The 25682-nt window shown below is 31.7% G+C and carries 25 protein-coding genes; 8 read left to right on the top strand and 17 right to left on the bottom strand.

The features are described from left to right. Positions 1-89: 89 nt before the first annotated feature. The 7 genes from AC0N0V_RS05330 to AC0N0V_RS05300 form a co-directional block, all read right to left on the bottom strand. Positions 90-1673, bottom strand: coding sequence for an ABC transporter substrate-binding protein (locus AC0N0V_RS05330; protein WP_474462559.1), 1584 nt, complete (start codon positions 1671-1673; stop codon positions 90-92). A gap of 62 nt (positions 1674-1735) precedes the next feature. Continuing rightward, positions 1736-2572, bottom strand: a complete 837-nt coding sequence (locus tag AC0N0V_RS05325) for an ABC transporter permease (protein WP_474462558.1) — start codon at positions 2570-2572, stop codon at positions 1736-1738. Then, positions 2572-3537: an ABC transporter permease gene (locus AC0N0V_RS05320; RefSeq protein ID WP_474464451.1), complete on the bottom strand. Its 966-nt coding sequence runs from the start codon at positions 3535-3537 to the stop codon at positions 2572-2574. The genes AC0N0V_RS05325 and AC0N0V_RS05320 overlap by 1 nt, the downstream gene beginning before the upstream one ends. Positions 3538-3842: 305 nt before the next feature. Continuing rightward, positions 3843-5423: an ABC transporter substrate-binding protein gene (locus tag AC0N0V_RS05315; protein WP_474462557.1), complete on the bottom strand. Its 1581-nt coding sequence runs from the start codon at positions 5421-5423 to the stop codon at positions 3843-3845. Positions 5424-5981: 558 nt separating this feature from the next. Next, complete coding sequence (locus tag AC0N0V_RS05310) at positions 5982-6764, bottom strand: AAA family ATPase (RefSeq protein WP_474462556.1); 783 nt, start codon at positions 6762-6764, stop codon at positions 5982-5984. A 48-nt stretch (positions 6765-6812) separates the two neighbouring features. Continuing rightward, positions 6813-7376, bottom strand: a complete 564-nt coding sequence (locus tag AC0N0V_RS05305; RefSeq protein ID WP_474462555.1) for a class I SAM-dependent methyltransferase — start codon at positions 7374-7376, stop codon at positions 6813-6815. A 151-nt stretch (positions 7377-7527) separates the two neighbouring features. Beyond that, positions 7528-8214: a 4Fe-4S binding protein gene (locus AC0N0V_RS05300; protein ID WP_474462554.1), complete on the bottom strand. Its 687-nt coding sequence runs from the start codon at positions 8212-8214 to the stop codon at positions 7528-7530. A gap of 331 nt (positions 8215-8545) precedes the next feature. Between AC0N0V_RS05300 and AC0N0V_RS05295 the strand changes: the two genes are divergently transcribed. From AC0N0V_RS05295 to AC0N0V_RS05265, 7 genes are all read left to right on the top strand, one after another. Next, complete coding sequence (locus AC0N0V_RS05295) at positions 8546-9271, top strand: cytochrome c biogenesis CcdA family protein (protein ID WP_474462553.1); 726 nt, start codon at positions 8546-8548, stop codon at positions 9269-9271. A gap of 19 nt (positions 9272-9290) precedes the next feature. Further along, entirely contained in the window at positions 9291-9821 is a 531-nt protein-coding gene (locus AC0N0V_RS05290; RefSeq protein WP_474462552.1) for a TlpA disulfide reductase family protein, read from the top strand. Positions 9822-10204: 383 nt separating this feature from the next. Continuing rightward, complete coding sequence (locus AC0N0V_RS05285; RefSeq protein WP_474462551.1) at positions 10205-10717, top strand: hypothetical protein; 513 nt, start codon at positions 10205-10207, stop codon at positions 10715-10717. A gap of 30 nt (positions 10718-10747) precedes the next feature. Continuing rightward, positions 10748-10915: a hypothetical protein gene (locus tag AC0N0V_RS05280; protein ID WP_474462550.1), complete on the top strand. Its 168-nt coding sequence runs from the start codon at positions 10748-10750 to the stop codon at positions 10913-10915. Positions 10916-11019: 104 nt separating this feature from the next. Continuing rightward, positions 11020-11316 carry a hypothetical protein gene (locus AC0N0V_RS05275; protein ID WP_474462549.1) on the top strand — a complete coding sequence of 99 codons (297 nt, stop codon included), beginning with the start codon at positions 11020-11022 and terminating at the stop codon, positions 11314-11316. Between the two features lie 151 nt (positions 11317-11467). Beyond that, on the top strand, positions 11468-11833 hold the full coding sequence (locus AC0N0V_RS05270) for a sensor histidine kinase (protein WP_474462548.1): 366 nt from the start codon (positions 11468-11470) through the stop codon (positions 11831-11833). A gap of 40 nt (positions 11834-11873) precedes the next feature. Beyond that, complete coding sequence (locus tag AC0N0V_RS05265; RefSeq protein WP_474462547.1) at positions 11874-12095, top strand: hypothetical protein; 222 nt, start codon at positions 11874-11876, stop codon at positions 12093-12095. 100 nt (positions 12096-12195) lie between these two features. On the opposite strand, the gene AC0N0V_RS05260 is transcribed toward AC0N0V_RS05265, so the two are convergent. Continuing rightward, positions 12196-13080, bottom strand: coding sequence for a LysR family transcriptional regulator (locus tag AC0N0V_RS05260; protein WP_474462545.1), 885 nt, complete (start codon positions 13078-13080; stop codon positions 12196-12198). Positions 13081-13369: 289 nt separating this feature from the next. Between AC0N0V_RS05260 and AC0N0V_RS05255 the strand changes: the two genes are divergently transcribed. Continuing rightward, positions 13370-14377: a YeiH family protein gene (locus AC0N0V_RS05255; protein WP_474462544.1), complete on the top strand. Its 1008-nt coding sequence runs from the start codon at positions 13370-13372 to the stop codon at positions 14375-14377. Between the two features lie 228 nt (positions 14378-14605). Here AC0N0V_RS05255 and AC0N0V_RS05250 read toward each other — a convergent pair whose 3' ends face one another. The 9 genes from AC0N0V_RS05250 to AC0N0V_RS05210 form a co-directional block, all read right to left on the bottom strand. Further along, on the bottom strand, positions 14606-14821 hold the full coding sequence (locus AC0N0V_RS05250) for a heavy-metal-associated domain-containing protein (protein WP_474462542.1): 216 nt from the start codon (positions 14819-14821) through the stop codon (positions 14606-14608). Between the two features lie 72 nt (positions 14822-14893). Next, positions 14894-17554, bottom strand: a complete 2661-nt coding sequence (locus AC0N0V_RS05245) for a heavy metal translocating P-type ATPase (RefSeq protein WP_474462541.1) — start codon at positions 17552-17554, stop codon at positions 14894-14896. 18 nt (positions 17555-17572) lie between these two features. Next, on the bottom strand, positions 17573-17839 hold the full coding sequence (locus tag AC0N0V_RS05240) for a metal-sensing transcriptional repressor (RefSeq protein WP_474462540.1): 267 nt from the start codon (positions 17837-17839) through the stop codon (positions 17573-17575). Positions 17840-18053: 214 nt separating this feature from the next. After that, positions 18054-18593, bottom strand: coding sequence for a YqaA family protein (locus tag AC0N0V_RS05235; protein ID WP_474462539.1), 540 nt, complete (start codon positions 18591-18593; stop codon positions 18054-18056). Positions 18594-18882: 289 nt separating this feature from the next. Next, positions 18883-20100, bottom strand: coding sequence for an L-lactate MFS transporter (locus tag AC0N0V_RS05230; protein WP_474462538.1), 1218 nt, complete (start codon positions 20098-20100; stop codon positions 18883-18885). 156 nt (positions 20101-20256) lie between these two features. Beyond that, complete coding sequence (locus tag AC0N0V_RS05225; RefSeq protein ID WP_474462536.1) at positions 20257-20976, bottom strand: LytR/AlgR family response regulator transcription factor; 720 nt, start codon at positions 20974-20976, stop codon at positions 20257-20259. Positions 20977-21080: 104 nt separating this feature from the next. After that, positions 21081-22751: a LytS/YhcK type 5TM receptor domain-containing protein gene (locus AC0N0V_RS05220; RefSeq protein WP_474462535.1), complete on the bottom strand. Its 1671-nt coding sequence runs from the start codon at positions 22749-22751 to the stop codon at positions 21081-21083. A 341-nt stretch (positions 22752-23092) separates the two neighbouring features. Continuing rightward, positions 23093-24208, bottom strand: coding sequence for an MFS transporter (locus AC0N0V_RS05215; RefSeq protein ID WP_474464450.1), 1116 nt, complete (start codon positions 24206-24208; stop codon positions 23093-23095). 66 nt (positions 24209-24274) lie between these two features. Beyond that, positions 24275-25666, bottom strand: coding sequence for an MATE family efflux transporter (locus AC0N0V_RS05210; protein WP_474462533.1), 1392 nt, complete (start codon positions 25664-25666; stop codon positions 24275-24277). Positions 25667-25682: the final 16 nt, after the last annotated feature.

The following is a 25682-nucleotide window of genomic DNA, read 5'->3' as shown; positions in this document are numbered from 1 at the left end:
TCAAATTATTTCTTGCAAGTGTATATGGGTATAAATACCCAAAACGTTCCCACCATCCATCTCATTTTAAATCTATTTGCTCTTTTATGTTAGTTTATATTCCACTGCTCTACATTCCATAAGAAACCTACTCCATGATGGCCCAATACTTTTCCCTTAACTCCTGATACTTCTTTATTTACTCCGTATAGAGCCTTTAAATAAACTCCGAAATTAAAGGCTGGATCTTCTGACAATACTTTTTGGAATTCTGCATAATATTTTTTTCTTTCATTTTCATCTGAACTAGTTCTAGCCTTATCTAAAAGTTCATCAACCTTAGGATTGGAATAAGCCCCATAGTTCTCTCCACCCTTTATTTCGCTTGAGTGGAATAGCTTATGTGTGTGATCATCTGCATCGAAAGGACTTCCCCAACCAAGCACAAAGGCATCACACTGATCTATCTTAATTACACTCCAGTCAAGGGCATCCACTTTTACTTCTGCACCTATTTTATTAAATTGTGAAGCTAAGTATTCTGCAACTTTAACCCTTACTTCATCTGTTTTTGGTGCAGTTAGTGTAAAGGCTAATTTTTTACCATCTTTAACCCTTACTCCATCTGCTCCTTTTTTCCATCCTGCGCTCTCTAAAAGACTATTTGCTTTATCTAAGCTATAAGCATATTTTTCTACATCGGGATTGTTAAACTTGTTTATCTGTAATGACGAATATGCCTCCGAACCATATCCTAATAATATTCCCTCTGCCATCCCTTTTCTATCTAATGCATAATTAAATGCTTTTCTTACATTTACATCTTTCCACATATCCTTTCTCATATTGTACATCATACATCTATAATCAGCTGTATCAAGTTTATAAACTTTGATGTTATCTAGTTTCTCAATTTTTCCTACCTGACTCGGTTCAAGGTAGGCTACATCTACTTCTCCTGTTTGAAGCTGCATTGCCCTAACATTGTAGTCTGCTATAAACTTAATTACTAACTTGTCTATATTTCCTGTTTTACCTTCATAATCCTTTGATTTAGTCAACACAATATTGCTGCCTTTTTCCCATTTTTCAAATTTAAAAGGACCAGCTCCTATTGGTTTTTGGTTGAAGTCTGCATTGTTTATATCCTTTCCAGCTAAAACATGTTTTGGAACTATTCCTATAGTAAGCTTGTCTAAAAGTGGTGGAAAAGGCTCCTTTACAGTTACCTTAACTTCATAATCATTTACAGCTTCTATGTCTTTTATTTCATTAAATTCTTGTTTAATCTCTGAATTTACTTTTTCATCTAGTACACTTTTTATTGTGAAAACAACATCTTCTGCCTTAACTTCTGTCTCATCATGGAACTTAATTCCCTTCTTTAGCTTAAAGTTATATGTAAGCTTATCACCAGATACAGTATAGGAATCTGCTATATCTGCTTTGGGAACATTATTTTCATCAAATTTCATTAAACCTCTAAAAATTAAAGTGTTTGTAAAAGAGTGTGATTCCAATAATATTGGATTTAATTTCTCATCTTCAAACTCAGCTCCATACACTAAAGTTTTACCTGCCTTTATATCCTGTTTACTAGATGTGGCTTCTGTCTTGTTTCCACACCCTACAAAGGCCACTGAAAGTATCAGCATTGAGCTTAATAAAATACTAGTTAATTTTTTCTTGTTCATTTATATCTCCCCCATGTTTAACTTTAAAATATAGTAATTCATTTTATAATAACTGTTTACTGCTAACTAATATAAGTTACCCTCTTCTTTAAATACTCTCCAATAAAGTTGATGCATAGCATTGCAACCATTATGGTTATTCCCGGAAAAACTGCTACCCACCAAGCTCCTGTTAAAATATCACTTTGAGCATTGTTAAGCATATTTCCCCAAGAAGGTGTCCCTTGCGGTACTCCTATTCCTAAGAAACTCATAGATACTTCCATAAATATAGATTGAGCACAGTTTAATGTTGCTATTACTATAATTGCCGGCATGCTATTTCTAAGAAGATGATTCACTAATATCTTCCAACAAGGTGTTCCCATAACCACTGCTGCTTTTATAAAATTTTTATCTTTAAGCTCTAAAAACTGTGATCTAACTATTCTTGCTGTAGAAAGCCATGTAGTGCAGCCAATTACAATTATGATACTTGTAAGTCCTCCTCTTATAATAGCTTGAAGTGCAAGCATTACTATTAAGTTTGGAATAGCAATAAAAGTGTCTAAAAGTCTCATCATAAGATTATCTATTTTTCCACCACAGTAGCCACTTATTCCTCCATATATAATTCCTATGATTGTAGATATTAACATTGAAAAAATTCCTACACTAAGGGAAACTCTCCCACCATACAAAATCCTTGAAAATACATCTCTTCCCATAGCATCCGTTCCAAATATATGATTTTCATTAGGTTCCTGAAGCACCTTTGCCAACTCTACAGCATAAGGGTCATAGGAAGTTACTAACGGTGCAAAGGTGGATAGTAACAGTATTACTGCAAGTATTGTCATCCATATAATATAGAATCTTCCTTCACTGATTTTTCTAGACTTACTAAGCACATTTTCCATTAGTCCACCTGCTTTCTAAGAGAAGGATTCACAGAAAGTTCTAATATATCCGTTATTATTATACAAATTACAACCATGACACCTGTTAAAAAAATGGTTCCCATAAGCAGTGGATAATCTTTGGAGTTAGCGGCCTTAACACTAAGTGTTCCAAGGCCTGGCCAGGAAAAAACCGTTTCTATCATTACTGATCCTCCAAAGAATCCTGGTATTGTTATTCCAAGATAGTTTATAAAAGGAACTAAGGCATTTTTAACAATTCCTTTCGTAAGCTTTTTTTCTTCCATTCCATTTGCCCTTGCTGCAGTAACATAGTGGCTGTTATTTTCTTCCTTTACTTTCTGCTGAATAAATCTGGCATAAGCTCCTACATGAGATATAACCATTACAGCTACTGGCATTACAAGATGTCTTATACTATCTAGTACCCCGCTTTCTCCACTTATACTCTTATTTCCTGATGACGGGAGTAATCCAAACTGCACTGAAAATATTAATATAAACAATATAGCAAGCCAGAATGACGGGATTGAGTAAAATATTACACTTAATCCACTTATAAATTTATCCCATAAAGAACCTTCATTAAAACCTGCCTTTAACCCTAGTAATAATGAAAAAATCAATATTAGAACTATTGAATTTAAAAACAGTATTAAGGTATTTGGTATTCTTTCTCTTAATATTGTTGTAACCTCTCTCCCCTCTAAATAAGAAACTCCAAGGTCTCCCTTTAGCATGTTACTTGTCCACTTTATGTATCTTTCTGTTACTGGTCTATCAACACCATAGTTTTTGTTTATTCTAGCCCTTTCTTCTACGGTAAGTCTATCTGCTAAAGGACCATATAAAGCTGTTGCCGGATCGCCTGGGGCTGAATTTATAATTGCAAAGCTTAATATACTCAAAAGAAATACTACAAATACCCCTTGAAAAATTCTTCTTGTTATAAAACTAGAAATTATCACTTACTCACTCCCTAACCTTAGGTTGCTAACCTAGATTATTTTATTTGACTCTTGTTTATTTTTTTACTAATAAAACTAATAATATATATAGCACTTTTCATGCCAATTCAAAAAATTGTTAAAACAGTGTTTATCTTATATTTTTTATCACAACGATATTATTTGCAGTATCAAAAAGATACTTTTTCATTTTGATACAACCTATATAGAAAAGAACAGCTGCTTTGAAGTGCAGTTGCCTTTTCATTAATACTGTTTTATTCTATATTTAACCTACCCACTAAGTTACTAATTTGGTAACTTTACTTTATGTTCCACTGCTCTGCATTCCATATAAATCCTTCCCCATGATGTCCAAGAACCCTCTTTTCACTATAACCTGAAACCCTTTTGTTTACTCCATATAATGCAGTTAGGTAAACATCTAAGTTAAATGCTGGATCTTCTGATAACTCCTTTTGAAATTCTCCATAATACTTCTTTCTTTCATTTTCATCTGAAGTAGTTCTAGCCTTTTCAAGAAGCTCATCAACTTTAGGATTTATATAAGAACCAAAGTTATATCCGCTTCCTGTTCCAATTTGACTTGAACTAAATATCTTATAAGTATGATCGTCAGCATCAAATGGACTTCCCCAGCCAACTACAAAAGCTTCTGTATCCTTTATCTTCATAGCTTTTGAACCTCTTGCATCAACCTTTATATCAAATCCAACATTTTTACCTTGTGATGCTATATAATTAGCAATTTTAACCCTTACTTCATCATTATTTCTTGCAAATAAACTAAAGGCTAATCTTTCACCATTCTTTTCCCTTATGCCATCTGTTCCTATTTTCCAACCAGCTGCATCTAAAAGAGTGTTTGCTTTATCAATATTGTACTCATACTTTTCTACATCAGAATTGTTGTACTTATTTAACTGAATTGGAGAATAAGCAACTTCACCATAACCTAGTAATATTCCATCTACTATTCCTTTTTTATCAGTAGCATAGCTTAAAGCTTTTCTGACATTTACATCCTTAAATAATGGCTTTGTTTTAAAGTTAAACATTATTCCTCTATAGTCGGCAGTAGGCACTTTTGAAACATGAACTTTATCTGATTTTTCTAATTTAGCCACTTGACTTGGTTCAAGTAAAGCTAAATCTATTTCTCCTGTTTGAAGCTGCATCACTCTAACGTTATAATCTGGTATGAACTTAAATACGAATTTATCTACATTTCCAGTTTTTTCATAGTAATCCTTAAATTTAGTTAGAGTTATATTATTTCCTTTATCCCATTTTTCAAATTTAAAAGGACCAGCTCCTATTGGTTTTTGATTAAATTCTGCGGTATTTATATTTTTTCCCTTAAAAGCATGTTTAGGAACTATTCCTATAGTAAGCTTATCTAAAAGTACTGGAAAAGGCTTTTTAAGATCTACTTTAACTTCATAGTCATTTACAGCTTGGACATTCTTAACTTCTTCAAATTCAGGTTTAATTGTGGAGTTAACCTTTTCATCTAGTATACTATTAATTGTAAAAACTACATCCTCTGCCTTTAACTCTGTTCCATCATGAAACTTTACTCCTTTTTTAAGTTTAAAGTTATATGTAAGCTTATCTTCTGATATATCATAACTTTCAGCTATGTCAGCCTTGGGAGTGTTACTTTCATCGAATCTCATAATTCCTCTGAAAATTAGGGCATTTGCATAAGCAGTGGTAAGTACTGGGTTTAGTTTCTCATCTTCTGATTCGGCTCCATAGATTAAAGTTTTTCCCTTACTTCCATCAACAGTTACTGCTGTAGTTTGTCCCTTTCCACAACCGGTAAATATTGCTGAGACTAAAAATAGCATGGTTAACAAAACGCTGGTAAGTTTTTTCATGATTTCTTCCCCCTTAAATTCAACCTTTGTTATTTTATTAAACTTATAACTTTATTTGTAGCATTTTTCATGCCAATTCTATAATTACAGAGTTTACTCAAGTTTAACTTTTAACTTTATCATAATAATACTTTTATAGTTTCAAAATAATAAAACTAAAAGCACGTTTATCATTTTGAAACTATAAAATAAAAAGAACCTTAGCAGCGTATCTTCTCTAAGGCTCTTTTTATTTTGGGTTTTAGGTTTTAAGGGTTTATTTCAAACTACATTCACTATTTTATATAGCATTTCTTATGCCAATAGCTCAAATGATGAATTTGCTTAATTATATATTATATTTTTCCCATAATGATATTTTTGTAATTTCAATATGATAATAAACTGTTTGTTTTTATCATATTGAAACACCTCACAATTATTCATCATAGGTCAAAATCAAGATTAACTATTTTCCTCTTCCTATAAATTATGATTAATTTCTAAAAGTTCACCTTGAATTTCAGAGCTTTGTTGTCCTGAAAATAAACAACAGTAATTAACAATAAGTCCACCTCATCATTCCATAAGCAGACTAAGCATTTTTTCTCTATTATTAATAAAGGTCTTCATAATTTGATAATGCTCTGTTTCCTCATATACAACTTCCTTAAGTCCTTCCTTTACTTCAAAAATTTTTGAATCTGGATATGCCATTATTATAGGTGAGTGTGTTGCTATTATAAATTGAGAATCCTGCTGAACTAATTCGTGAATTCTAGAAACCATTGCCATTTGCCTTGAAGGAGATAGCGCTGCTTCCGGTTCATCTAAAATATATAATCCTCGCCCATTAAACCTATTCATAAACACTGAAAAAAACGACTCTCCATGAGATTGTTCATGTAAAGATACTCCACCATAGGAGTCTATAATTCTTCCTCCTCCACCATCTTTATCAAGTTCCTCAATATTCGTTGCAAGATTATAAAAACTTTCAGCTCTTAAGAAAAATCCATCCTTTGCTCTATTTACTCCTCTAGTTAATCTTAAAAACTTATGCAAATCAGAATGAGTACTTTTAGTAGAGAAATTAAAATTTGTTGTTCCACCTTCTGGATTAAACCCATACGCAGCTGCAATTCCTTCTAGAATGGTTGATTTTCCGGTTCCATTTTCTCCAACAATAAATGTAACTCTAGGATGAAGTTTTAAATCGTACAAATTTTGTACAGCTGGTAAGTAGAATGGATATCTTGAGAACGAATTCACTTTTTCTCTGTTTAACTGCACACTTCTTAAATATTGAGTACTTTCTTCCAGCTTAAAACGTAATTTCTGATTACGGAAATCATAGTACAACGTAATCATCCCCCTCTTATATGATTTTTAACCCTTTATCATTACGATTTATAAAATCTGAAACTTTAATCCATAATGGTTAGATGTTATATCTACGCCTTCAACAAACTTAAATCCTACTGAACTACATATCGCCTTCATTTCTTCCTTATCTACTCTTTCATAAACTGGTGGACCCATTTCTGTCTCTTTCTTCTTCCAATCTATAACACAAAGATAAGCTCCCTCCTTAGCTACTCTTTTAATTTCATTAAAATACTTTACTTTATCTTCTACTTCGTGAATTACATTACTTATAAATATATATTCTACAACTCTATCTTCCATTGGAAATGAATATTCCTCACTTCTTCTAAATTGGATATTTTCAATTCCTTCTGACCTTTCCTTAGCAATTTCCAATATTTCAGGCATAATATCTATTCCTATAGCCCTATGATTTTTTAAAAGTTTAGCAGCTGGAATTGTAAAATATCCGAGCCCACAGCCTATATCTAAGAAATCTCCTGTATCCTCTATACTAAATTTTTTAAGAGTTTCTTCTGGTGGCATCATCTTTCTTCTCTCTGGATTATCTAGTTTCTTAATGTTTTTAATATCAAATTTATGCATTTTTCTCTCTCCTCTTTATATTCTTAAATTTTTATTCAACACGTTTTTATATATACGTACAGTATGTAAATATAATTCTACATCAAATAACTGATTATAGTATCTATAATCAGTTATTTCACATAGAAATTCTATAATATTAATTTCTTAATTATTTTATAGTTTTAATAGTACTTATAACATTTTCTTCAAAAACTGCACCATATCCAATAGCCTTTTTAGGACATACTATTGCACATTGAGCACATTGTATACAATCCGGATGGCTTAAAACATTTCCTTTGTAATTATACGGTGATATGCCCATTGGACACTTTTTATCACATATCTTGCATGAAACGCAAGATGAAGCTACTTCTAGTACTTTTTTATCTTTTCTAAGGCTCGATACAAAAGATGATATACTTCCCATTGGACAGAAGTGACACCATGTTCTATGGTTGTAGAATAATGATAATATAATACCAATTAAAGTAGTTATCATTATTATTCTATAAAATACCATACCTATTCCATATAAGTTCCCCCAGTTCTGCTTAAGTCCTAATCCAAACATGGTAAACATAAATACTATAACAGCAATCCTAAACAATTTAGACTTTAAGAACCTTGGTGCTTTCTTCTTCTTACTAAACTTAAAAACTATATTATCGTAAAAATTTCCTCTTGGGCACAAATTGCCACACCAATACCTTCCTTTAAAAAAAGATACAACAACTGGAGCAACCATGCAAACTATTGCAACTACCGCAAACCTTAAATCAAATATACCTGATATTGCAAAGACAATTAACAATACAAATGAGTATTTCTTCCACAATTTAAAAGTCTTATCCATAATCCATCCTCCCAAACAAATATTAAATACGCATATACCCCCACAGGGCATGTTGTAAATGTTATTATACAGTTTTAATTTTAAATGTCAAGCACTTTAGTTTATAATTTATACCTTTTTCAGAATATACTGTAATACCTTACAATACCAGTTAACACTTATTTAACCTGTTGTTAAAACTTCATTAATATCCTTAGGCTTAAATCTAATGTATTTTCACATTTACTATGGTATAATAATAATATAAACTAATATCTATATATCATAATATTATAATATATAGATATCTTCAAGATATGCTACTATTTTTTATGTAAGAAAATACTTTATATTGAAAGAAGGTGTTCATTTTTTGAATAACGTATCATTAATCTTAGCCTTTATCGCAGGTGTAATTTCATTTTTATCTCCTTGTGTTTTACCTCTTGTACCTGCTTATGTAAGCTACTTCACTGGAATATCTGTAGATGAAAGTAATAGTAGAAAAGTGAAGCTAAATATCTTATATAAATCTATAGGATTTGTTATAGGGTTTTCTATAATATTTATAATAATGGGAGCTTCTATCACTTCTTTAGGCCAGCTATTCGTTAAAAATCAAAATATATTTAGAAGAGTAGCTGGAATACTAATATTTATATTCGGATTACATACATCTGGAATTTTTAAAATTAAATCCCTTTCTCATGAGAAAAAATTTATTTCTTTTACAAGAAACAAAGGAATGTTTGGATCATTCCTTATGGGTATGGCCTTTGCAGCTGGTTGGACTCCTTGTGTAGGACCTATTTTATCTTCCATACTTTTGTATGCTAGTAGTATGGACACTATAGGAAGAGGAATCCTCCTTCTAACCGTTTATTCATTAGGTCTCGCTGTACCATTTGTGTTGACTGCTTTAGCTGTAGGAAATTTATCTAATAAAATTAGTAAGTTACCAAAATATCTAAAGATAATATCTATAGTTAGTGGTATATTAATGATGATAATGGGCGTTTTAATCTTTACTAACAAGATTGCTATTTTGAGTGGCTATCTTAATTTTATCAATTTTTAATAGATTGGAGATTTAAATTATGAAAAAAAAACTACTAATAGTAGCGATACTATTTGTGCTTATTGGTGGGGCTGCTTATGATTATTTTATATACAGTAAAAAACCTTCTCAAAGTCAGAGTGGGGTAAATATTAAAAACGTAAAAACAAAAGCTCCTGACTTTAAACTTAAAGACCTTGATGGTAAAGAAGTATCTCTGAGTGATTTTAAAGGAAAAAAAGTATATATAAACTTCTTCGCAACCTGGTGTCCGCCTTGTAAGGAGGAAATGCCTGACTTAGAAAAACTTTATAAAGAAACAAAAGATAGTGACCTAGTAATATTAGCAATTAGCGGTGGAGAGGATAAGTCTACAGTAGAAAATTTTATCAAGGTAAATAATTATAACTTCAAAGTATTATTAGACTCAGATGGTTCTGTAAATAGCAACTATAACATATCCTCTATTCCAACCTCTTATTTTATAGATGAAAAAGGTAACATTGTAAATAAGCGCGTTGGACTTATGACTCTAAATGCTATGAGAGCCTATGTGAAAAATATTAAATAATGTGACTCCTCATTTAATGAATTTAAATAAAAGAATCTCACTATTCGGTATTGAGTATATTCCGCACCGTATGGTGAGATTCTTCACTTTATTTTGTTGATACTTTATCGTAATTTTAAATTTAGAAAATCTAGCAGTTATACTAATCAAACTTGCCCTATAGGCCTTACTTTCTTGTATATAAAGACTTTTATTCATTCCTGACCTACGCCCTATGTAGATATTTTTTCAATTCTGTTATATCTATATGAGAACTCATGTCAGGGAATTCAACAAGTATTTTACATTTTCACAAATTCATCACAATTATCTCATAATTACCTCATAACTTATGAGTATTATATAAACACGAGAATAAATTATATTATTTGGAGGTACTAATTATGAAAAAGAAAAATCTTATCATAACATTTGCTCTTGCATTGACATTGGGAATTGGAGCTACAGCCACAGCTTACGCTGATTCTACTGCTGTCCCACCTACAAATACAAACACTATTTCCGAAGGTTATGGCTTTGGAAGAATTATTGGCCAAAGAGGTTATGAATTCATGAGTAATTTATTAAAAGATAAGTTCGGAATAAGTGATAACGATATAACTAATGCTAAAAATTCTGGGAAATCCATGTATGATTTAGCTAAAGAAAAAGGAATAACTGCTGATCAATTTAAGTCAACCGTGATTGAAGAAAGAACAAAGGCTATAGACGAAGCCGTTAAAAACGGTTCTGTTACACAAGAACAAGGGAATGTGCTTAAAGCAAAAATTAACGATAACTCAGCAAACTGTGTTCCTGGTCAAGGACCTGCTCAAAGAAGAGGAAATAGCTTAGATAAGGGACGTGGCATGGGACAGAGCTGTGGTTATTTTAATACTGCAAATGGCTCTAACTAGCTCTTTCCTGTTAATGAAATCAAAGGGTACATGACATTAAAAGAAGTTTCTGAAAGGACTGGAATTAACCTTGATGATTTATACAAAAGATTAGGAATTTCTGAAAACGTGTCCTCTACAACTAAATTCAAAGAGATAAAGAATTATACACCTAATTTCTCAGATGAAAAAGCTAAAGAACTTCTTAGAGAAAATTAATATCCTTGAAGCTTAAAGGTAAGTTTAATTATAAAACGTAAAGTACAATCCTATGAAAATAAGCTAGAAAAATATATGATTTACTTAAATCAGAGGAATCAAACTTGGATATGTCTTTTAATTCACAAACATTTAGTGCATTTCTTATAAAAGAAGACTCAGTAATAGCTTTAAGCCATAGCAAAATGGGAATGATGCCATTTCTAAATACTGTAGACTTTAGTACATTAAAGGAAAGAGGCGCCTTTAAAAATCCTATGAATATGGAGTTTTTGTACTATAAATACCATATTGACCTCGGGGATATAGTACTTGTTCAAAACAACAGATTTTCATCTATTTATTTGTATATTACTTACTTTATTTTAATATTACTCAAAAGAAATAATTTCAGAGGTTGATAGATTAAATTCTTTAGTTATAGATTTACTTGAACTTTCTAAATTACAAGGCGGGGCTTATACTATCAACAAGGAGTACTTTAATCTAAAAGACTTTTTATCTAGCTTTAGCCACATCTTTAAATCTATAGCAGATAGCAAAAATATCAATATGATAATTTCTTCTCCTGATGTTCAAATAAATGCAGACCCAAAACACCTGCATAGGGTTTTATATAATTTTATAGATAATGCTTTAAAGTTTAGTTTTAGTGATAGTAAAGTAGAGATTTTGGTCTCATTAGATCAGATTGGAGTGAAAATTTCTGTTAAGGACTATGGTACTGGTATTGAGGAGGAAATGTTAGATGATGTATGGAATAGATATTATAAGCATTCAAAAAGCGGTGGTATGGGACTTGGCCTTGCAATTTGTAGTGAAATACTAAAGTTACATGGTTTTCATTATGGTGTGAAGAGTATATTTAACTCAGAAACAGAATTTTACTTTTTCATTCCTAAAAGTGAAACTAAATAAACAAATTAATTATATTAAATTTAGAAGGAGTATATATTTTATGGTTGATTTCGAAAAAATGAATACTACTGAATTAGAAAAATTACTTGCAGATCTTAAAGAATCCCTTGAGGAATTAGAGGAAGAAAGAATACTCGTTCTAGGTCAAACAGGTATTCATCTTCCTGGTGCTACAGTAAGAAAATATGAAGCTGAAGCAGAAGAATTAACTGGGCGCATCAATGATTTGAAAGACCTAATACACAAAAAACGTGATAGCTAATAAAACAAAAATTCATCAATATGCTTAACTTATAAAAAAGTTTAAAAAGCAAAAGGGTGTCTTTTGTTTAAAATTAGGCATCCTTTTAACTTCCTATAATTTATATATGCGTGTAACAAAAATCTATAAAATGATTTATAAATTCTTCTGCTAAGTTATCTAAGTAAATAAAATTAAATTTCCTATATATTTTAACATCTTTTATAGGAATTATCTTAACCACTCCAAGTTCCATTTCTCTTTTAATAGCTGCCTTAGAAATTATTGTATAACCCAGATTCATTTCGACTAATGATTTTATAGCATTTATGCTTCCTATTTCCATATAAGCCTGTAGTTCTGCTGTATTATAGTCTAGTTCAAGCAACTTATTTTCAAAGACTTTCCTTGTCCCTGATCCTTTTTCTCGAAGTATTAATTTTCCTTTCAATACTTCTTCTAGTTGAACACTTTCTCTCATAGAAAATTCATGCTTTGAAGAAACCACTAATACCAACTCATCATCTTTAAATTTCTTATAATTAAACTTTTCCTTGTCAAAAGGTCCTTCCACTACGGCTAAATGAATTTCTCTATTTAAAAGCTTGTTCACAATTTGTTCAGTATTGTTTACCTCAAGAAGAATATCTATATTTTTATGTATATTCTTATATTCACCTAATAGGTATGGCATCACATATCCGCCAATAGTCATAGTAGCACCAACGTTGTAAACCTTATTAATTCCCTCTGTGTTTTTTAATTCTAGTTCTATACTTTTATAGAGTATGTCTAACCTCTTTCCGTACTTAAAAAGAATTTCTCCTGCTTCTGTTAAGTCAATCGTTCTTCCCTGCTTCTTTATTAAGGTCACCCCATAATACTCCTCCAAAAACTTAATATGCTGTGACACCGCTGGCTGAGTTAAGTTTAGTATCTCTCCTGCTTTGGTAAAGTTTTTTATTTTAGCTACTGTTAAAAAAGTACTCATTCTTATATCCATCATTTTATTTCACCTATTTATATGCTCTTATTATCTTGTTAATGTTAACATAACCTTTGACCATATATCAACCTTACTACAATAATAAGTTGTTCCGTCATTTCATTAAGCAACAGTTGACTGATTAAAAATATAAAGTAATATCATGTTGTTTTTTAGATTTCTTTTAATATAATTTCGATATCTAACCCATAACATATACTTATGATTGAATAACATCTCCTAATTGGTTTTTCTGAATTATTTGTATTAATATAGATATATAATATTAAATAACTTAGGAGATGATTTTATGAATTGGTTAAATCAAAACGGTCCTGGCTTACTTCTTTCTCTTGTACTAGCATCAGTTGCCACATGGCTAGGATCATTGTTTCCAATAATAGGTGGTCCTGTTTTTGGAATTGTAATTGGTATTACTATTAATAATATATTTGGAAAACCAGAAAATACTTTGAAAGGCATAGGTTTTACATCAAAAAAGATTCTTCAGTGGGCAATTATTGTCCTAGGCGGAGGATTAAGCTTAACTCAAGTTTGGAAAACGGGTATAAGCTCTTTCTCCGTAATGGTATTTACCTTGGCAGCTGCTTTTTTATCTGCTTATGGCTTCGGTAAGTTAATGGGGATTCCATATAGATTAAAAACTTTGATTGGAGTTGGAACCGCAATTTGTGGTGGATCTGCAATCGCAGCTATTTCACCTATCATTGAGGCTGAAGAGATGGAGGTTGCTTATTCTATATCCACGATATTTTTATTTAATATAATGGCTGTACTTATTTTTCCTCCTCTTGGACATCTATTAGGCTTTTCTGACAAGGCCTTTGGTCTTTGGGCTGGAACTGCGATTAACGATACTTCCTCTGTAGTTGCTGCTGGATATGCTTTTAGTAATACTGCTGGAGCTTATGCAACTATAGTAAAGTTAACAAGAACTACTATGATTATACCTATCTCTGTAATTTACTCTATTATCATTGCAATTCAAAAGAAAAAAGAAGCAAGTAAGGATTCATCAGTTAACTTCAGTCTAAAAAAAATATTCCCATGGTTTATACTATGGTTTCTCGTAGCTTCTTTATTAAATACTATAGGGTTATTTAAAGGTAATACTGTGAACTATTTAAATGAGCTAGGAAAATTCATGATTGTAATGGCACTATCTGCTATAGGATTAAGTGCAGATTTTAAGAAAATGCTTAAAACTGGATTAAAGCCAATCTTTCTAGGACTTATCGTTTGGTTTATGGTTGCTGTGGTGAGTATAATAGTTCAATTTGCTACTCATCAAATTTAAAATAATAAGAAGTACGAGCTATTCTTAAACATTTTCTACTTTTTATTTTTAAATTAATATTTAATGATAAAATATTAGTTTAAAAATTTTAATAACTATGAATGTTTTAGTGTTAATTATAATATATATTAATGTAATTTGCTTATATAATACACCACTTACCAAGAAAAAAGGTGATATGTTTCACTCAAAACATACCACCTTTTTTATCTTCACAATTATTTTTGATTAAGCTTCTTCGATACTTACTACTTCATAACCAGCGTCTTCAATAGCAAACTTTATATCTCCATCGTTAACCTCTCCGTTAGCCTCAACTACTGCAGTTTTTGAATCTAAATCAACAGTTGCACTAGTTACTCCACTTATCTCTTCTAAAGCAGTCTTAACGTGGTTAACGCAATGTCCACAGCTCATTCCTTCAACCCTTATCTTCTTTTTCATTTTAATTTCCCCTTTCGTTTATGAAATATATATAGATAAACAGGATTATATTATTAGTTTTCTCCTGTTACCTTACACAGTTGGTCTAAAGCCCTTCAATCTTAATGCATTTGTAAGTACTGATACTGAACTCAAGCTCATGGCAAGTGCTGCTATCATTGGATTCAATAATGGACCTCCAAAGATATATAAAACCCCCATAGCTACTGGTATTCCTAAAATATTATAACCAAATGCCCAAAATAAATTTTGTTTAATATTTGTTATAGTTTTCTTACTTAAATCTATTGCTGTAACAACGTCCTTTAAATCACTTCTCATAAGAACTATGTCTGCAGATTCCATAGCTACATCTGTTCCAGAACCTATTGCTATACCAACATCTGCCTGTGCTAGAGCTGGTGCATCATTTATACCATCTCCAACCATAGCAACTTTTTTATTTTCAGCTTGAAGCTTTTTAACCTCATTAGCTTTATCCTGCGGTAAAACTTCTGCAAGTATTCTATCTATACCAACTTGTTTTGCTATAGCTTCAGCAGTTTTCTTATTATCTCCAGTTATCATAGCAACTTCTATTCCCATTGCATGAAGTTTTTCTATAGCCTTCTTGCTATTTTCTTTTACAGTGTCTGCTACTGCAATTATTCCAACTAGCTTATTTTCAAGGGTTACATACATAGGTGTCTTACCTTCCGTTGCTAGTCTATTTGATGTCTCTTCTAGGTTTTCCAAGGAAATATTGCTTTCAACCATAAGTTTTCTATTTCCCAAAAGCACTTTTTTGTTATCAATACTAACTTCAATTCCATGACCTGGAATTGCTTTAAACAAATCTAGCTTTTTAAATTCTAATCCTCTTTCTTCTGCCCCTTTTACTATAGCCTCTCCAAGTGGATGTTCTGATCCTTTCTCTGCAGAAGCTGCCAGCTGAAGAAGGTAATCTTCTGTTACATCTCCTGTAGTTACAATATCTGTAACCTTTGGCTTTCCTTCTGTTATTGTTCCTGTCTTGTCAAACACTACAGTTTGTATTCTATGAGCTGTTTCAAGTGCAGTACCACTCTTTATAAGTACTCCATGTTCAGCACCTTTTCCCGTACCAACCATTATGGCTGTTGGAGTAGCAAGTCCTAGAGAACATGGACAAGCTATTACAAGTACTGATATGAATATAGTAAGTGCAAACACTGCTGATTCGCCATAAAGTAACCAACCAATAGAACCAATTAAGGCTAATACAATTACAACAGGGACAAAGTATCCTGATATTACGTCTGCAAGTTTTGCTATTGGAGCTTTAGAACCTTGAGCCTCTTCTACTAATTTAACAATCTGAGCTAATGCTGTATCCTTACCAACTCTAGTAGCCTTGTATCTTATAGAACCATTTTTATTTATACTTGCTCCTATAACCTTATCTCCAACAGTTTTCTCTACAGGTATACTTTCACCAGTTAGCATAGATTCATCTATAGAAGTGACCCCTTCTACAACTTCACCATCTACAGGTACCTTTTCTCCAGGTTTTACTAGTACTATATCTCCTACTTCTACCTCATCAATAGGAATTTCCTCTTCTCTGTCATCTCTAATAATTATAGCCGTCTTTGGAGCAAGTCCCATAAGCTTCTTAATCGCTTCGGAAGTTTTACCTTTTGCCACTGACTCTAAATATTTACCTAAAGTTATTAGAGTAAGTATTACACCTGCAGATTCAAAGTATAAATGATATTCATAATTACCTGAAAGTATTTGTCCCACTGAAAAAATACTATATAGCACTGCTGCTGATGAACCTATAGCTATAAGCGAATCCATGTTAGGGCTTCCCTTAAACAAAGTTTTAAAACCTACAGTGAAATATTTCTTACCAGCAACTACAATAGGTATTGAAAGTACAAGCTGTATAACTGCATATACTTTTTGATGCATCATTGGGTCAATAGCCGATGGCAACATATAATTAAACCATTCTAAAATCATTGGCCCCATAGCAATTATAAGAAGTGGAACTCCAAATACCGCTGATATTATGAATCTATTCCATAGACTTCTGATTTCACGTTCTTTCTTTTCCTTATCTTCATCTACAGTAGTTTCCTCTTCTAAAGCTTTATATCCTGCTTTTTCTATCGCTTTTTTAATATCAGATACTCTAGCCTTTGATGGCTCAAAGCTTATAGTTAACTTTTCTGTTGCAAAGTTTACATTTGCATCAGTAACTCCTTCTATTTTTTTAGATACTCTTTCCACAGCCTTCGCACAAGCTGCACAAGTCATTCCCTCTATCTTTAAAGTTTTAGTTGCAGCTTCAGATGCAGCTTTATATCCAGCCTTTTCTATTGCTTTCTTAATATCTCCTACTGAAACTTTTGAGGCATCGAAGCTTACAGTTAACTTTTCTGTAGCAAAATTTACATTTGCTTCATATACTCCATCTAATTTTTTAGATGCTCTTTCCACTGCTTTAGCACAGGCTGCGCAGGTCATCCCTTCTATCTTTAGGGTTTTATTTGTAGCTTCAACTAGAGCTTTATATCCCGCTTTTTCTATTGAGATTTGTATATCTGAAAGTGATAACTTTGAGTCATCATAATTTATAGTTAGTTTTTCTGTAGCAAAATTCACATTTGCCTCTGTTACTCCATCCAGCTTTTTTGAAACTCTTTCCACAGCCTTTGCACAGGCTGCACAAGTCATTCCTTCTATTTTTAAAGTTCTACTTGACATTACTTCTCCTCCTTTACACTAATCCTTCATAAGTTTAGAAAGTAAATCCATTATTTCATCTACCTTCTCCTCACCACTATTATGCATAAACGCATCTTTCACACAATGATTTAAATGTTGTTTTAAAATAAGCATATTTGCTTTCTTTAATAGTGACTGAGATGCGATTATTTGATTAGATATATCCATGCAATATCTCCCATCTTCTATCATCTTTATTATGCCTTCAATTTGACCTTTTGATGTTCTTAAGGATTGAAGTGCTTTTTTTCTTTCTTCATTCATGTTTTTACCTCCTCCCCCCTGGGGGGTGTTATGTAATTATAATACTCCTCTTTATAAAATATTGCAAGAGTATTTTCAAATTTTATTTTTTGATAAAATTCATCTCCTTATTCAGTTTTCATTATTATAATATCTGATAGTTATGTAGAAATTATGAAGAAAAAACATTAAATTAGGGTATGTTGCTTTGTCACCAAAAACATACCTAATTTAATTACTTTCTCTTAAGAACATACTTTACTACTAATACTACTATAAATATAACTATACCAATACCTATAGTATAGTTCCTTATTACATTTATCAAAGCCACTCCATATAAACTAATAATAATCCCTTGTGGAACATATCTTATAATCCTGCTGATCACTGCTGCTGCAATAAATTTCACAAAACTGATATTAAATATACCTGCAGAAAGTACATAAGCTTCATAGGGGATTGGAGTAAATGCAGATGTTAAAATCGTAAGAAATGCATTTTTATTATACTTATCTTCAATTTTCCTTAAAGCTTCTTGTGATACTAATTTATTCAAAATATGAATTCCCATTCCTTTTCCTAGTATGTATCCTATGGAAGATCCTGCTGCAGAAAAAACCACTAAGGTTAAAGAATACAGAAATGCTTTTTCAGGATTAGACATAGAGATTGGAATAAATACTACCTCCATAGGAAGCGGCATAAAAATTGGCTCAATTAAAGCAGCCATTATAATTCCTAAAATTCCATACTTTATTAAAAAGTTTAGCATAATTCTACCCTTTCGATGCTTTCTATTTATGCAAATTATTTTTCAATTAATATTAAATCATTATTTTATTAGAAGTTAGTCCTTAATAACTCCTATATTTATAGTATCACTACCATTTACAGCGTTTCAATCCTTATTTTGTCGAAATTTGGTTTTTAATCTTATAAGAAACTGTAAAGAAAAATGACTTAAAAAATCTATTTGTACCAATTCTTTCATTGATACAAATAGATTTCGTAAAATACAACCTACCTATTATATGAGACAGTCATCAGATAGAACTTGCTTTTTAAGCAACCTTTCCTACTAGTTGATAAGTTTCTTTAATATCTTTGTTATGTTTTGGAGCTTTTATTGTAGAAGCTATGATTATTGAAACTAAACATAGTCCTCCAACAACCATAAATGTTGGTTTAACGCCTCCTAATACTGCTGCGATAAATGATCCCGAAAGTGCTCCGAATCCAAAACCTTGATATATAATTCCATAGTTTTTAGTTTGATTCTTTAATCCGAAGAAGTCACCTACTATAGGAGGAAATACTGTAATATTTCCACCGAAGCAAAATGCGATTCCGGCAACACAGGCAAAGAAGATTCCAAAGCTTAAATGTACAAAACTTAGTACGAATACTGCAATAGTTGTAACTGTAAGTGTGAAAGTTACTACTCTCAATCTTCCAACCTTATCTGATAAAGCGCCTAGTATAATCCTTCCAGATGTATTAAAAATTGCCACCATGGCTACTGCATTTGCTGCTACAGCTGGTTTAAGCCCAACTAATTGAACACCTATATCTTTAACAATTCCTATTAAATAAAGCCCACTCATACAAGCTGAGAAAAATATTACAAATAGAAGATAAGCTTCCTTAGTTTTAAGCATTTCTAATACTGAAAATTCTTTTTCATCTGAATTGTTGCTAGTGACAGTACTTACTACTGGAGCGTCTTTTAATAGCTGTGCACCAACAAAAACTAAAACCATAGCTATAATTCCCCAGTATAAGAATGCTCCCGAAACTCCCTTACTACTAATTAAACTTCCATTAATATATTTAAAAACTAAACTTCCTGTTCCATAAGCCCCTACTGAGATACCTGATATAAGACCTTTTTTCTCAGGAAACCATTTAATACAATTTGAAAGTGAAGTAATGTATGCGATACCATCTGCTGCTCCAACTATTACACCAGCAGTAATATATAACATAGGTAGTGAAGTTACTCTAGCTGTTAGCATCAGACCAGCTCCTAATACTAATCCTGCAATTGATATAAGCTTTCTAATTCCTAGCTTATCCTGAAGTTTACCTGCAGCTAATGTAGACAATGCTAAAGCAAAACTTGTGATAGAGAATGTAATAGATACTTTATTTAACTGCCATCCAAATTTATTTACTAGTGGCTGATTAAATAAACTCCAAGTGTAAATTGTTCCTAATCCTAATTGAGCAATTATTGTACCTAAAACTATTAACAAGCGGTGTTCTGATGTTTTCTTCATTTCAATCACTCCTTAAATTTATAAATACTGAAATAATGTTTTTATGTTGTCGTAAACATTTACTGTAGTATCTTATCTACATGCTCATTATAAATCAGTAAGTTATAAAATTATTAATTCTTGAATGAAATGCAAAGAAAACTACATAGAATGCATTCATATATTCATAATTTGCTTAAACTCTTTTATATTACTTCTACTAACTGGTACTTCATAGTCTATATCTTGAAGTTTTAAATTGTAAGTGTTGTTAAACCAAGGTATTATCTCTGTTATTTTATTCGTATTCACAATATAAGATCTATGACATCTAAAAAACTTATCCTTAGGTAAATTCTCATAAAACTCAGATATACTAAGGTTTACTGAATACTCATCGTTCTTTGTAAAAACATAAGTTATTCTTTCTTTTGCAGCACAATAATAAATATCATCCATACCTACCACTATTATTTTTTCATTTTTCCATAGATTAATTTTATTATAGATATTGTTTTTATGAGAGTTATCTTCCTTATTATTAATATTTTCTAGCTTTTTTAGCATAGATACAATTCTAGATTCAGAATAAGGTTTTAATATATAGTCAAAGGCCTCTATTTCAAAAGCTTCTGCAGCATGTTCCCTATAGGCCGTTATAAAAACTATATAGGGCTTTCTAGAAAACTTACTTATACTTTTAGCAAGTAATACTCCATCAAGAGATGGTATATTTATATCTAAGAATATAACCTCAACTTCATTTTGTTGAATAAATTTGAGTACCTCTATTCCATCTTCAAATTCATCTACTATTTCTATTTTGCTGTAATTTTTAATAAAATGCTTAAGCTCTTCTCTTGCTAAAAATTCATCTTCAACTATTATTGCTCTCATGGATTTCACCTCTTTACATATAATTTTTATGTATCTACTTTGTAAATTACACCTAACTTTAAAAGCAGGGATATCCTTGTTGCTATTGTATTAGAAACTTTACTTTAGTCTCTTTTATAGTCTGATTTTTTTATATAAAATTCTATCTTGGTTCCTTTTTCTAACCTTTTTATTCTAAGACCTTCCCCGTAAATAAGTTTAACTCTTAAATGCACATTGTAAAGCCCTATTTTATTTTCAGGGACATCATCATTATAAACCTTTCTTACTACTTCTTCACTTATACCTATACCACTATCTATTATACATATTTTAACTTTTTCTCCATTGTCCTTTACCATAATTTTTACTGTTCCTGAGCCTTTATCTTTTAAAATGCCATGAACTATAGCATTTTCTACTAAAGGTTGTATCGTAAGACTTGGTATTTTAATATCCACTTCGTCTATATCGTAGACTATATTTAATTTATTTCCAAACCTAGCTTTTTCTATTTCTATATAATCTTTAACCTGTTTAAGTTCTTTCTTTATGTCTATGAATTCATTATTTAACTCTAAATTATATCTTAAATAGCTAGATAAATTTATTATAAGTTCCCTTGCCTTATCTGGGCTTATCCTTATAAAAGAAGTTATAGCATTTAACGCATTGAATAAAAAGTGAGGATTTATTTGCCTTTGAAGTGCTTTAAGTTCTGCTTTATTTGCCATTACTTTCATCTGTTCAATCTTTGACACCTCCATCAAAGTCGATATAATCTGTGAAAGCCCTACTGCAAGAGTTTGTAATGAATAAGTTATCCTATGGGAATTTTTATAATATATTTTCAAAGCCCCTATAACTTCATTTTTCTCCTTAAGTGGTATTACAATTGCAGATTTTAATATTGTACTTTTATCCTCTAGACCATCATTTTTTATAATTATTGTACCGCTACCTATTGCTTCCTTAGTTACTTCAGTTATTATTTCATGTCCAATATTGTAATATTCTTCTCCGACTCCGATGTAAGCTAATATATTCTTTGTATCCGTTATTGCAACTGCATCGGCTTCTATATCTTCTTTTATAATCGTACATATCTTATTTAAAGAATTACTATTTATATTTCTAAAGTATGGAAGAGTCTTATTTGCTATATCAAGTGCTAATTTTGCCTGTTTAGCAGCTATTTTTTCTTTATCATCTTCTACACTTTGGACTAGTAGAACAATAAATCCTACACTGATTTGACCAAGTATCATTGGAATAGCAATTTTAGATACTATATCAAAGCCTAAAGAATGAGGTTTACTTAATAAAAGTATAAGTATCATCGTAATAGTTTCAGAGAATACTCCTGCTATTATTCCTGCTATCCATCTATAACTTCTTTTAATTTTTTTATTGATGTATCCAGATATTCCTCCTGCAGCTATGCTACTTATAAGACAGGGTATTGAAGTTATACCACCTATATCTATTAGATATCTGTGTACTCCAGATACTACTCCTGTTACGATTCCCACAATAGGACCAAATATTACTCCTCCAGATACTATAGTAATCGTTCTAACATTTACTAAGGAACCTTCTACATTTAATCCTGTATAGGTTGCCATTACAGCAAATATAGAAAATACTGTGCATATAATTATATAATCTTTTCTTCTATAGTTCTCTCTAAGAAAAATCTCTCTGAAACTTTGTAGTCTTGTTACTACAAATAAACATATAAGCAGCAATGTAGCTCTATCTACAAATTGAACCAATATATTATATACATAATACAATTTTAATTTTCTCCCCTCTTTTGTATAGCCTGGCTCCATATAATTTAAGTTTCACCTTATGTTGATTTCTATTTTGTGTTATTTGCAATATAAAAATTCAAACTACTAAGCTATGAACTTAATAATTTGAATTTTATCTTAATTTCATATTTAATTACTTTTTCTTCTCATAAACAGAGTTCTTGGCATCAGATGGAGTTTTAACTCCATCTGATGCTTAGAAATCGTTATCCAGGGACGTAGCCGCTCTTTACCCCCACTTAAAAAAAAGCAGAGATCCCAAGTCTCTGATTTGGTCCGAATCGCTTTCACAGAGTGCGTGGGGGTATTAGAGCGGGTAGTCATCGGATAAAATGTATTATAAGTGCCATCACCTGAAATAACAAACCTGATATACATACTCCATTCCACCCAAAATGTGACCAACTATAGGCCCCTATAATAGATCCCGTGGAACCACCTATGAAATAAGATACCATGAAAATCGTATTCATTCTATTACGTGACTCTGGATTTAATGCAAAAATTCTAGCTTGGTTAGATACCTGCCCTGCTTGTGTTCCAAGATCAAGTAAAATAACTCCAATAACTAATCCCAACAATTTAAAACCAAAGATCCAAAAACAAATATAGGATGAAATACAGATAATAATGGCTATGCTAAGGGTAAATCGTGGGCTTTTTTCATCCGCTATCCTTCCTACTAATGATGCAGCTAGGGCTCCAGTAACTCCAACTAACCCAAACATTCCTGCTGTCTGAGCACCTAGGTGATATACAGGACTCTCTAACAAAAACACAAGTGATGTCCAAAATACGCTAAAAGCTGCGAAAAGCATTGCCCCAGTGAATGAGGCTTCTTTTAAAACTGGTTCAGCTTTTAATATCCCCCATAAAGAGCTTAATAATTTAACGTAGTTCATATTTGATACCGGTGGACTTAATGGCAGTAGTCCCTTTAGTATTACTGCTAAAATTACCATCATAATTGCTGCTATTATATACACTGTCTTCCAGCCAAAGGATGCTCCTATAATTCCACTAAAGGTACGGGATAAAAGTATTCCTATAAGAAGTCCACTCATTACATTTCCAATAACTTTACCTCTCTCCTCTGGTAAAGCAAGGTTTGCCGCAAAAGGAATAATAAGTTGAGGTATAATAGATGCAAATCCTACAGAAAATGCAGCAAAGAACAGCATGGTTATATTAAATGAAACGGTCATTAAAATAAGTGCCCCAGCTGCCACACATAACATAAATACAATCATGGAACGTCGTTCTCTTATATCTCCTAGTGGTAGTAAAAATAACATCCCCATTGCATAGCCAATTTGAGTGAGCATTGCTAATATCCCTATATCTGCTTGTGAAACCTGAAATGCTCTAGCAATTTCTGAAAGAAGAGGCTGAGCATAATATATGTTAGCTACAGTAATTCCACACGTTGCAGCCATTAGGAATATTAAAGAACGGGTAATTATAAAATCCTTATGAATAACATTACTATTTGAAGCCAATTTCTATTCTCCTCTCGATACTGACGTGTCCATTTTTATTAAAACAAATCCCTTCCACTTTCCATTCCTAAATCTCAGATAGTATAAAATTCCTCGTACAAACCAATCTATATACATTCCTAACCAAACTCCTATAAGTCCCATTTTCAAAGGAATTCCTATAACATAACCCATACTGATTCTAAATATCCACATTCCTATAATAGACGTAACCATTGTGTACTTCGCATCTCCAGCTCCTTTAAGTCCAGCAGGTAAAACAAATGCAATAGACCATAGAGGAGTGCATAATGCATTCACTTTTAAAAGATTCGTTGATAATAAAATTATATCCTTGTTATCTGTATAAAGGGAAGCTAAAAACCTTGCTATTGGAATGGATATAGCCCCTAGAATAATTAGACATATAGTTGATGCCTTCGTAAGATATGATAAACATTTCTCAGCTTCTTCGTTGTCTCCTTTACCCATATACTGTCCCACCAATGCAGTGGCAGCGATACTTAACGCCATTCCAGGCACATTAAGCATATTAACAACAGACCCTGTAATAGCATTCGACGCTATTGCTACTGTACCCATACTTACAATAAAAATCTGAGTAATTAGTTTACCTCCGTTAAACATCAGTGATTCTACACTTGCTGGAATCCCCACTCCAAATATAGGTCTTAATAACTCTCTATCGAACTTAAACTTATGAACTTTTGTGAGTTTTATAATTCTTGTACCTCTTAATAAAATAATTAATATTATTATTGCACCAGTTACTCTTGCAACGGCAATTCCAAGAGCTGCTCCCATTACTCCCATGCTAGGAATATAAAAGTAAAAGTAAGCGTTTTTTAAAGACACTCCATAAATAAAGATATAACTTAAAATTACATTTATTATATTCATAAACATAGTAATTTCCATAGGAGTCTTTGTATCTCCTGATCCTCTTAGCACTCCATTTGCAATTAAACTTAAGGCAATCATAGGATAGGTTAAAAGAGTTATTTCTAAGTATGTGTATGCATTACTTATAACTTCTCCATCGGCCAAACCAAAAAGCATACTTATAATTGAATGTCTAAATATCCACATTAACATAGTTATACTAAAGGATATTAATATCCCAGAATATAAACTCTCTTTCATTGACTCATTTGCGAGTTTATTGTTTTTCTGTCCAACATACTGAGCTACAACTACAGTTCCACCTACTGCTAATGCGGAGAAAAAAGCAATAAATATGTTATTTATTGAATCTACCATACCAATTGCAGACACAGCTTCCTTACCAATATGACCAGCCATTATAGTATTGATCATACCGAGAGACATTACAAATACCTGCTCAGTAAGAATTGGTATAGATAATCTAATTACATCTTTTCTTATTAGCTTCAATTTGTCCCGAATCCCC

The sequence above is a fragment of the Clostridium sp. CS1-1 genome (genome assembly GCF_056135525.1).
This window is presented reverse-complemented; position numbering and strand designations above follow the sequence as displayed.